Origin of the sequence: Pseudomonas sp. FG-3G, assembly GCF_901007645.1 — a bacterium.
GTDB classification, from domain to species: domain Bacteria; phylum Pseudomonadota; class Gammaproteobacteria; order Pseudomonadales; family Pseudomonadaceae; genus Aquipseudomonas; species Aquipseudomonas rhizophila.
On the sequence record NZ_CAAKGZ010000018.1, the window covers coordinates 184,846 to 195,334 of the forward strand.

General features: G+C 59.4%; 8 protein-coding genes and 1 pseudogene. 3 read left to right on the top strand and 6 right to left on the bottom strand.

Translation table 11 applies throughout. The features are described from left to right. Positions 1-139: 139 nt before the first annotated feature. The 5 genes and pseudogenes from PSEUDOMOFG3G_RS09175 to PSEUDOMOFG3G_RS09195 all read right to left on the bottom strand — a co-directional run. Positions 140-427, bottom strand: a pseudogene (locus PSEUDOMOFG3G_RS09175) (transposase); the annotation flags it as partial. Positions 428-684: 257 nt separating this feature from the next. After that, on the bottom strand, positions 685-3,075 hold the full coding sequence (locus PSEUDOMOFG3G_RS09180) for a TonB-dependent siderophore receptor (protein WP_107322700.1): 2,391 nt from the start codon (positions 3,073-3,075) through the stop codon (positions 685-687). Between the two features lie 118 nt (positions 3,076-3,193). Beyond that, on the bottom strand, positions 3,194-4,174 hold the full coding sequence (locus PSEUDOMOFG3G_RS09185) for a FecR domain-containing protein (protein WP_107322701.1): 981 nt from the start codon (positions 4,172-4,174) through the stop codon (positions 3,194-3,196). Continuing rightward, a complete protein-coding gene (locus tag PSEUDOMOFG3G_RS09190; protein WP_047229725.1) occupies positions 4,161-4,676 on the bottom strand; it encodes a sigma-70 family RNA polymerase sigma factor in 516 nt (171 codons plus the stop codon). The genes PSEUDOMOFG3G_RS09185 and PSEUDOMOFG3G_RS09190 overlap by 14 nt, the downstream gene beginning before the upstream one ends. A gap of 231 nt (positions 4,677-4,907) precedes the next feature. Continuing rightward, positions 4,908-5,876, bottom strand: a complete 969-nt coding sequence (locus PSEUDOMOFG3G_RS09195) for an AraC family transcriptional regulator (RefSeq protein ID WP_139049697.1) — start codon at positions 5,874-5,876, stop codon at positions 4,908-4,910. A 101-nt stretch (positions 5,877-5,977) separates the two neighbouring features. On the opposite strand from PSEUDOMOFG3G_RS09195, the gene PSEUDOMOFG3G_RS09200 reads away from it, so the two are divergent. From PSEUDOMOFG3G_RS09200 to PSEUDOMOFG3G_RS09210, 3 genes are read left to right on the top strand one after another with little or no spacing between them, the layout of a single operon-like run. After that, positions 5,978-7,228, top strand: a complete 1,251-nt coding sequence (locus PSEUDOMOFG3G_RS09200) for an MFS transporter (protein WP_139049698.1) — start codon at positions 5,978-5,980, stop codon at positions 7,226-7,228. A 47-nt stretch (positions 7,229-7,275) separates the two neighbouring features. Continuing rightward, entirely contained in the window at positions 7,276-8,601 is a 1,326-nt protein-coding gene (locus PSEUDOMOFG3G_RS09205; protein ID WP_139049699.1) for an MFS transporter, read from the top strand. A 52-nt stretch (positions 8,602-8,653) separates the two neighbouring features. Beyond that, complete coding sequence (locus tag PSEUDOMOFG3G_RS09210) at positions 8,654-10,306, top strand: N,N-dimethylformamidase beta subunit family domain-containing protein (RefSeq protein ID WP_139049700.1); 1,653 nt, start codon at positions 8,654-8,656, stop codon at positions 10,304-10,306. Here the strand turns inward: PSEUDOMOFG3G_RS09210 and PSEUDOMOFG3G_RS09215 are convergent. Next, the coding region (locus PSEUDOMOFG3G_RS09215; RefSeq protein ID WP_218939001.1) for a hypothetical protein at positions 10,252-10,489 on the bottom strand (238 nt) is incomplete at its 5' end. The genes PSEUDOMOFG3G_RS09210 and PSEUDOMOFG3G_RS09215 overlap by 55 nt on opposite strands.

The window sequence follows — 10,489 nt, forward strand, 5'->3', positions numbered from 1 at the left end:
ATAGAAATCCTGCGCCGTGAGCAGTTGAGTCTGCTCCGACATTAAAGCCGATACTCCGCCTAACATGCATAGTTTTCGTTATCTGCATTGACCGGTCAGCAGGCGAGCTTTTAGGGCAAGTCCGAAGGGCCGCTATTGGTAGCCACATCAGCTCGACGTTGCGTTGGGCTTCTGGTTCAAGACACCGGCTCGATGGAATGCGGTTCAGATAACCGTAGATGTGGATCTTCAGCAGGATTGCGGGATGGTAAGCCGGCCGGCCAGTATCAGGCGGTATGGCGCCCTCGAAACCCAGTTTGATCGGGTCGAGTTCGTCGACAAAGACATCGACTGTGCGCACCGGATTGGTATCGCTGACGTAATCGTCGAGGCTCTCCGGAAGGAAGGTACCTTGGCCTCGATGTTCACCTTGGATAAAGCGCTTCATGAGCGGTCCCTGCGATGAAATCCTCAGAAGTCATAGCAAGGGTTTGCGAAAGCGTTTTTACACACTCTGGGCCGAAAGCAGATGCTCGAAAACAGGTTGATGTTATCTCGCGCTACTGGCGCTTAGTTAACAGCTGGCGCGTAACGATGAAAATCGAACGCCCTCGCTTTTCATCTCGCACAATGATGGCCAAGTTGACGGTGCCCGCCGTATAGCGGGCACCGCTTCCTACATGGGGAAAAGGCTTAAACGCCTGCTTACCAGCTGTAACTCACTTTGGCGGTAATCTCGCGACCCGGGTTGTAGAAGTTCGCTGTGCCGGAACCGACCACGTGCTGCTCATCCAGCAGGTTGCTGACGTTCACCGCAAGGTCGGTGCCCTTGGCGATCTCGTAGTTGAAGGCGGCGTCGAACAGCGTGGTGCCATCGCTTTTGCCGGAGTTGGCTGCATCGAAGTAATAAGAGCCGACATAGCGCGCACCCAAGCCAACGCTGACATCAGTGCCAGGCACGTCGTAATAACTCCAGAGCGAAGCGGAATGCTTGGGTGCCGTGGTGAACTCATTACCCTTCAGGGAGCTGCCGTCGTACAACGAACCGCGCAGTACCTCGGACTCCATATAGGAGTAGCCACCAATCAGGCTGAGGTTCCGCGTCACCTGCGCCTTGGCCTCCAGGTCGAGGCCACGCGCCCGCGATTCGCCCACCGTCTGTTGCTCAATGATGCCGCTCGGCAGCACCACGGCGATGGTGACGTTTTCCTGGGTCAAGTCATAAACGGCTGCGGAGAACAGTGCGTCCATTCCCATCGGCGCATACTTCACGCCCACTTCGTACTGCCTGCCCGTCTGCGGTGTTACGCCAACCTGAGGCGGCGAGACGGATTCCACCATGCTCACATAGGTGGACACCTCATCGTTGACGATATAGGTCAACGCACCTCGGTAGGAGGTTTCGGAGAAGTTGTCCTTCTCAGTGGATTGCAAGCCTTTGCTGGTAAGGTCCATCGAGTCGTTGCGCATACCCGCGGTGACGATGAAACGCTCGTAGAACGATAGGTTCTGCTGGAGGAACACGGCCTTGGTGGTCGCGTCTCGCTTGTTGACGGCATACGGCGTGATTGAGCGTGGAACGCCAGTAAACACGGGATTTGCAATGTCAATCGGGGTCGTCAGGGCGTAGACCGAGCTTTCCTTGGTGGTCGAATCGAGGTACTCCACGCCGACCAGGCTACTGCTGTCGATGTTCTCGAAGCGGGCATCGTATTGCAGCATCAGATTGCCGTTGAACTGGTCGGCCTCACTGTCCGTTCCAAACAGATACCGGTCAACGCTAGTACCGACACGTGCGGCGCTGTCGCTGATGTAAACGTAGCCAAAATCATCGGTCAATTTGCTGTAACGCAGGTTGCTGCGCAGTACGAAGCCGTTGTCGAAGTCATGGGTGACGTTACCGCTGAGGCTGGTGCGCTCGACATCGTGAAAGTTGTAGCTGGGCTCACCATAAAACTTACTGCGGTCGTATTCCTTGTCCAGCGGATAGCCGCCACTGTTGGGCGAACTTTCAGTTTTCAGATAGTCCAGAATCACGGTGGCTGACGTGTAATCCGTGGGTGCCCAGGTGAGGCCACCCATCACCAACCGATTGTCGTCCTGTGAGTGATCGTACTCGCGGTCGCTGTTTTGGCCTTTGGCAGTAAAGCGGCCAGCCAAGGTTTTCTCGTCGTTCAGCGCATCCCCCACATCGATGCCTGTCTCGACATGGTCAAACGAACCGTAGGTCACATAGCCTTGGCCAAACTGCTCGAAGCGCGGCTGTTTGGTCACGAAATTCACCGAACCGCCCGGGTCCGCTGGGCCAAACAGCGTGGAGTTGGCGCCACGCAGAATCTCTATGCGTTCATAGGCGAATGGATCTTCGCGTACGCCGCGCATCGAACTCAGGGTCAAGCCGTCACGGTAGGTAGTAGCCTGGAAGCCCCGGATCTGGAAATAGTCGTTGCGGTCATCCGTACCATAGAAGTCACTGACCACGCCCGGCGTGTATTGCAGCGCCTCTTCCGTGGTACTGACGCTGCGTTGCTCCATTTCCTTGTTGGTAACAACCGACACCGAGGCCGGTGTATTGAGAATGCTGGTTGCCACCTTGCCGCCAACCCAGAGCTCCTTGGCTACCACCGAGTTGGCGTCGTCGTCGGCACTGACCCTGACCTTGGCATTGATGATGAGGGGGGCAAGGCGGTAATCCTCGACGTCTGTTGCGTCGAGCTCCAGCGGGCCGGCGGGCTTTGGTTGAGGGAACAGTAGATAGGCATTCGGACCTTGTTGTTCGATTTGCAATTCGCTCCCCTGCAGCAACGATGACAGCGCTGCCGACGTATCGAGCGTGCCATTCACGCCAGCAGTGGTGCGGTTCACTACACTCGACGCATCGAAGGAAAGACTGATGCCAGCCTCGCGCGCAAAGCGGTCAAGCGCCGGTGCCAGTGGGCCGGCAGCGATGTTCCACTGTTTCACTTGATTGCTGTGGTCAGCGCTCGACGTTTGCGCCAGCGATGGCAATGCGTAGCTGCTTACGATCAAACCCAAAATCGCACCGTGCAAGGCACGATTTAATGGATGGCGCTGTGAAACAGGGGACGAACTCATTTTCTCGCTCCAAGAAAGGACATCGGCAGACTGGCCTGTATTCCGGCCTTCCTTAGAGGTCGAACGAGAATGAGAAGCTACCTCATTATTTTTCAGGTAGCACAAAGTTCTGATGGGCTCAGGTGGCAGCGGTCACGGTCACCCAATAACGGGTCCGATAATCAATGTGCAAGTGCAGTGACTGCGCGATCAATGCCAGGACCTGATCGTTGTCGGCGAGCTGGAAGGTGCCGGAAACGCGACGATCAGCGACCCCTTCGGCGCAGCGCAGTACCCCGGGGCGATAACGCGACAACTCCGCGATGAAATCATTGAGGCGCATATTGCGCGCACTGATTACCCCGTCACCCCAGCTCCATAGATCAAGGCCGTTGTCCCTGAACATTCGGGCGCCACTTGATGTGAACAGCAGGTGATTTCCTGCCTGGACGCTGCGGCTCGCAGGAGTTTGATCGGAGCCGGGGAAAACCGTGACTGATCCTTCCTGAGCCGCGACCAGAGTGCCATCGTCCAGCTCGCGTGCCAGAAAGCGTGAACTCTGAGCGCGGATGAGCCCGTCACGTGATTGCACCCAGAACGGTCGTGCTCGAGGCGAGTGTTGATCCGCGCCGACATTCACGATGATTTCCCCACGTCGCAGGATTATCAGGCGTCGCTGGGCGTCGAAATCGCTGTCGACGGCGCTATCGCTGTTGAGCTGGATAAGGCTGCCATCATCGAGTTGGAAGCGTCGTTGCTCGCCGGTACTGCTGCGCTGCTGCGCAAGCATGGCGGGTACGGGTGTATAGTCCCGGCCGAGCCAGGCTGCAGCGCTAACAGTCGCCAATATGCCCAGTAGCTTCAGGCTTTCCCGCCGCCGCATTCCATGATTGGTGCCATTCAGGGTTTGTCGGGCCAATTGAGTTGGCACGCCTGCGAATTCATCCCCAAGCGTTTCCACACGCTGCCACGCCACCACATGCTCCGGGTGCTGCTGCAGCCAGTGCTCAAAAGTGCGCTGTGTCTGTTCATCGGCTTGATTGAAGCGAAGGCGCACCAGCCATTGGATTGCCTGCTCAACAATGGCCGGATTGAGCGCCTGCGGCTCACGCCTCGACATAACGCAAGCGATAGCAGTGTTGCAGGGCCGTGGCTAGGTCGCGTTCCACCGTCGCGCGGGAAACACCCAGTTTTTCGGCTATTTGCGCGCAGGTTAGACCGTCGAGTCGGGCAAATAAAAATGCCTGGCGAACTCTTGGTTTAAGCATACCGAGCATGCGGTCTATGCGCTCGAGCGCATCAAGAATCATCAGCCGGCTTTCTTCCGAGGGAACCTCATGTTGAGGCAGCAACGTGATGCTTTCCAAGTACGCACGTTCGAGTTCGCGACGACGATACTGATCAATCATCAGTCCGCGGGCGATACTGCTCAAATAGGCGCGTGGTTCGCGCAAGGGGCTGGACTGACGGGATTTGAGCAGGCGTACGAAAGTGTCCTGCGCCAAATCTGCAGCGTTGTCGCGACATCCAATGCGTCGGATTAGCCAGCCGTGTAACCACGAGTGGTGGGTTCGATAGAGCAGCCCTAGATCTGCAGTACCTAGTGTTTCATCGCTACGCATCGGAATCCCGGCAAATACATGATTGATAATTAATCGCATTCTACTCACGCGATAGGCCTTAGGCAAATACGTGGTGCTCTGTGTCCGCTTTTGGGTGAAGGCGATCATTCTGTAGAGGCTGCGAGTGAAAGAATGCATCCAGCGTTTGGAAGATTTGAACGCTAGCCACCGAGCACTTTGAATTTCAAAGTGCTTTTATTCCGCCGGCTCCTCCACGACTCCCGCTCGGCTTCAGGAAACAGCGGACCGCCTCGACTGACGACTTAATCCAGGCGTCTTGCCCGTAATGCGCTTGAATGCGCGACTGAACGCGGCCTGAGAGGTATAGCCCAAGCGCTGCGCCACCTCTTCAATCGGCAGCCTTTCGAGCGTCAACCACTGGCTCGCAAGCCGCATCCGCAACTCAGTCACGTAGCGCAGTGGGGCCATGCCAATAGTCGCCTGGAAACGGTCTGCGAAGACCGAGCGAGAGGTATTGCATTGCTCCGCCAACTGCGCAACGGTCCAGTCGCGTCCCGGTTGTTGATGGAGCGCGAGAAGCGCGCTTGCCAAGCGTGGGTCGCGTAATGCAGCGACCAGGCCAGAGGCATTACCGCAGGCGCACTCCACCCAACCGCGAACGACCATGGCGGCCACCACATCGGCCAAACGCGCGAGGATACCGGCGAAGCCGACACGGGCGGCGCTGACCTCGCGTTCCATGGTGGTCAGGATAGGCACGAGACCGGGGTAACGCTGGCCGCCGGCATCAATCAGCATCAGGCCCGGCATCAGCCTGCCAAGGCCATGAATACTGCCCAGTTCAAACTCCATGCAGCCACTGAACAAAATGGTGGTCGGCGTGGCGCTGGCATCGGTTCCGGTATCCACCGCGCTGACCGTATCACCGAGGGGGGCGCCGTCTAAACGGTCGATGTCCTGAACAGGCACGTCCATATGGGAAAGCAGTTGATGGGCTGCGCCATGGGAGATGAATACGGCGTTGCCGGCAGACAGCGCGTACGTTGTCCCGTCCTCCATCCGCAGCACCGCATTGCCGATCGCCAGGAAGTGAAACCAGGCATGCCCAGGTTTGTCGGCGAAGCTCAGGCCAAAGGCTGGACCGGCTTGGATACGCCGGTACTCGACGCCACGCAGGCGCATGCCGCGCAACAGTTCGTTGATGAGATCCGAGGAGAGGGCAAACTGATCGGTAGGCATTGTTCGGTGTTTTAGTCAAAAAAACGAGGTTTTCGATCATAGATCATCCAGCTTCTCGCGCCTAGACTGCGGGTCGCAATGAAGATTGGGAGATCCGTGCAATGAATGACTGTGTTTGTAATGCCATATCCAACAACCGTCCCGGCGCCGCGCTGGATATGGAACCTGCGGCCCCTGCGTGGATGGCAGTCTTCTCGTTGGCAATGGGCGTGTTTGGATTGCTCACCGCTGAGTACCTGCCGGCCAGCCTGCTGACGCCGATGGCTACCGATCTGGGGGTGTCCGAAGCGCTGGCTGGCCAGGCGGTAACGGTGACAGCGGTGGTGGCACTGTTCGCTGGCTTGTTGGTGCCAGGCCTGACCCGCGGTATCGACCGCCGTTGGGTGCTGCTGGGTTTTTCCACGTTGATGATCGCATCCAATCTTTTGGTCGCCGTTTCCTCCAGTTTTGCGGTGCTGTTGGTAATGCGTATCTTGCTGGGCATTGCCCTTGGCGGGTTCTGGAGCATGGCGGCAGCGGTGGCGATGCGCTTGGTACCGGGGGCTTTGTTGCCCCGAGCGCTCTCGATCATTTTCAGCGGCATTGCCGTCGGGACGGTGGTTGCGGTCCCGCTGGGCAGCTACTTAGGCGGCCTATATGGCTGGCGCAGCGCGTTCTTTGCAGCGGCGGCGGTAGGTCTGGTGACCCTGGCTTTCCAGTCGTTCACGCTGCCGCGCCTTGCGCCGCGCACCCCGGCACGCCTGCGCACCGTACTTGAGGTGCTGCAGCGCCCGGGCATCGCCATGGGGATGTTCGGTTGTGTGCTGGTGCACAGCGGTCACTTCGCGATGTTCACCTATGTTCGGCCATTCCTTGAGGGTACCACCGGCATCGGTCCGCAAGGGCTGTCGCTGATGCTGCTGGGTTTCGGTGTGGCAAACTTCGGCGGCACGCTGTTGGCCGGGTGGCTGCTTGAGCGTCACCCGCTGGCCACTCTGGTGTTGATGCCCGCGCTGGTGGGCGTTGCAGCACTGGCGTTGGTGCTGTTGCCGGCCTCGGTGCCGGGGCAGGCGGTGCTGCTGGCGATCTGGGGCCTGGCTTTTGGCGGTGTGCCGGTGGCGTGGTCGAACTGGGTCGCCAGCGCAATACCTGATCAGGCGGAAAGCGCCGGGGGCATGGTGGTGGCTTCTGTGCAGTCGGCCATCGCAACGGGCGCAGCCGCTGGCGGTGCGATGTTCAGCCTCGGTGGCAGCGCAGGCGTATTCGTAGCGGCGGCCGTGCTGATGCTGCTGGCCGCGTTGCTGATTGCGTTGCGTGTCCGGGTCCCTTCTGCCCATGGCAGTGCCCAGGCCGGGCAAGCGCTGCACCTTTGATCCGGCTCCCCAGCCGCCCCGATTCCATCCGTAACCCGGAGATAGACATGAACAATACGACGTCTCACCAAGGACGCCTGAAATCCTTGCGCGCGGCAGGTATAGGCAATGCGCTCGAGTGGTTCGACTGGACGCTGTACGCAACCTTTTCGGTGTACCTGGCAAGCAATCTGTTCGACAAGACCGATGCCCGCTCGGCGATGCTCGCGACCCTTGCCGTGTTTGCGGTGGGGTTTGTCGCACGTCCTATCGGCGGATGGTTTTTTGGCCGGCTGAGCGACCGATTGGGGCGCCGGACCATCATGGTGATCACGATGTTGCTGCTGGCGATCAGCAGCCTTGGCATCGCGATTATCCCCGACTACCAAAGCATTGGTTTGTATGCCTCGGTCGCGCTGCTGTTTTTCCGCCTTATACAGGGACTCGCCCATGGCGGCGAGACAGGGGTTTCATATACCTATGTCGCCGAGATCGCACCGAGCCAACACCGTGGCTTATGGTCCAGTTCAGTCTATGTCGGGGTAACGCTAGGGGTGATGGCGGCGACGGCCATGGCGGCGGCGCTGACCTGGCTGCTGGGCGCACAGGCCATGGGTGACTACGGCTGGCGGATCGGTTTCGCCATCGGTGGGTTACTCGGTATCTATGCGCTGTTTTTGCGTCGCGGCGCGCAGGAATCTCATGTGTTCGTGGAGCAGCAGGGCCTGGCTCGGCCGGCGCGCAAGTTGTCCAGGGGGGAGATGCTGCGAGTCGCGCGCAACATCGTCATGCTCGCAGCGGCCGCCAACGTCACCTACTACGCTTGGGTCACGTTCGGCGCTTCGACGGCGATCGCCCAGGGCATGGACGCCACGGGTGCCTATATCGCCAGCCTCTTGGCGCAGATCCTCTGTGTGTGCTGGTTGCCAGTATGCGGAATGTTGTCCGATCGCTTAGGTCGCCGGCCCATGGTTATCGCCTGGGGCCTGGGCGTGATCCTGCTGACCTATCCCATCTCGATAATGGTGACCACTGAACCCTACACGCTGTTTCTCGCCCAGGTCGTGGGGCTAGGCGCCTGGTCATTGATCGCGGCGATTTTCCCCGCAGTGTTGTCGGAGCAGGTGCCGACCCAGGCGCGGGCGCAGGGCGTTGGGTTGGTGTCGTCGGTTTCGGTGGCGATCTTTGGCGGCACCGCTCCCTATCTGCACAGCTATCTCGGCGGTGCCGGCCTTGGCTATCTGTACATCTGCTACGTCATGGGGTTGGGGCTGGTCACGGTCGTGGCAGGCTTTCTTATCGACGAAACGGCGGGCATCGATCTTGCGCACATCGAGGCGCCCGGCGCTCGGGTGGCGGCGGGCTCACGACCGTCGATGGCTTCTCAGGACTAAAGCAATTGGCTTGTCGATCCGCAAGATCAGTGGACCAAAGGAGTGCGATTCAATGAATTCAACAGACCTGAAAAATGCCTCCGCACGAGGTGAGCGACCGGGCACGGGCGTGACCGTCAGCCAGACTTCGGGGCCACGTCAGGCTGCGCGCGAGACTTGGGTCGAAGTCCCTTCCGAGTCGGGACCAGCGGCCGCTTGGTGTTACTCGGATCGCCGGTCCTATAGCCCGGGTGGTTTGGTGCGCCTGTATCTGTCTTCGAACCGTCCGCAAGTGAGACTCAGGATCTATCGTGATGGGGCCATCGCTCGAACGGTGCATGAAACCGACAGTCTTGACGCTCGATTTCACCCATTGCCCGAACGTCCTTATGAACAGGGGTGCCACTGGCCAGTCTTTATGCAATGGTCGATCCCGACTGATGCCGAGCCGGGTGGCTATGTAGTGGAAATACGAGATAGCGCTGACAACGTCCTCGGGCATCATCTGTTCATCGTCAAGACGGCGCGCAAGCGCGTCGATGCCTTGGTGCTTGTCGCGGCCACGTCGACCTGGGCTGCTTATAACGATTGGGGCGGTGCTAATCACTACTTCGGTCTTCACCCCGGCACGCCGCGCGGCCGTGCGCCGTTGTTATCGGCACAGCGCCCCTGGGCGCGGGGGCAGGTCTGGCTGCCCGAGGATGCTCCGCGTTCCGTCAACGCGACCCGACAGCGCAAACCCGGGGCGGCGCGTTACGAGTTCATCGAGTGGGCATCCCTTAACGGCTACGCCAAGTACTACGCGCTGGCGGGGTGGGCCTCCTACGAAAGACCTTTTGTGGTCTGGGCCGAACAGCAAGGCTATACAGTCGATATCCTGACCCAGGACGATTTGCATCACGACCCGCACGCGCTTGAGGGCTACAGCTGCGCGGTCTTCGCAGGGCACGATGAGTACTGGACACGGGAAATGCGCGACCATGTCGATCTCTTTGTCGAGGAGGGTGGCAAGGTCGCGCGCTTCGCTGGCAATTTCATGTGGCAGATCCGCTTGGAGGAGGAGGGCCAGCGGCAGGTAGCCTACAAGTACGATGCCGGCGCGCTTGATCCAATGGCGGCTATCGACCCTCTTCGGTTAACCGGCGCCTGGGAAGATCCGAGGGTGGATCACCCTGGAGCGAAAACGTTTGGGGTCAATGCCTTGCGGGGGATATATGGCGGCTTTGGGGGAATGGCACCGCGCAATCCTCGCGGGTATACAGTCTTCAGGCCTCAGCACTGGGCGTTCATGGGCACGGGCCTGGGGTACGCGGATATGTTCGGAGACGAAGCCAACATCTTTGGCTATGAGGTGGATGGCCTGGAATACACGTTTGTCGACGGCCTCCCAGAACCGCTCGGCACAGACGGCGCGCCCGCCGGATTACAAATCCTCGCGATGGGCTGGGCGACCAATGCCGAGCACGGCCGATCCGAGGATGCCTATTCATTCATGCTTGGCGATGGTGATGCTCGGTTTCGTGCTTCCATCCTGGCGCCCGACCTTAGCGATGCCAGCATCGATCTGCACAGCCGCGGGGCCGGCATGGTGGTGCACTTTCATAAAGGTCGAGGTGAGGTCTTTACCGCCGCCACGTGCGAATGGGTGCATGGGCTTATGCAGGCAGACATTTACACCGTGATGATCACAAAAAACGTGCTCGATCGTTTCTTGCGCAATACGTAGAGGGTTCGCCGATGTCCATGGCCTTTGAGGCTGATGCTCAACGCGGCGAGGGCTTGGTGAGTCTGGCCGACGATGTCCAGTGAGGTGTCCGCGGAAGTTGCCACGGTGTAAACGATATCTGCGTAGGCGCAGGAACGGCTACCTCCTGCGTGGCCGCTTGGGGCGCGTTCAATTGTCTGCATA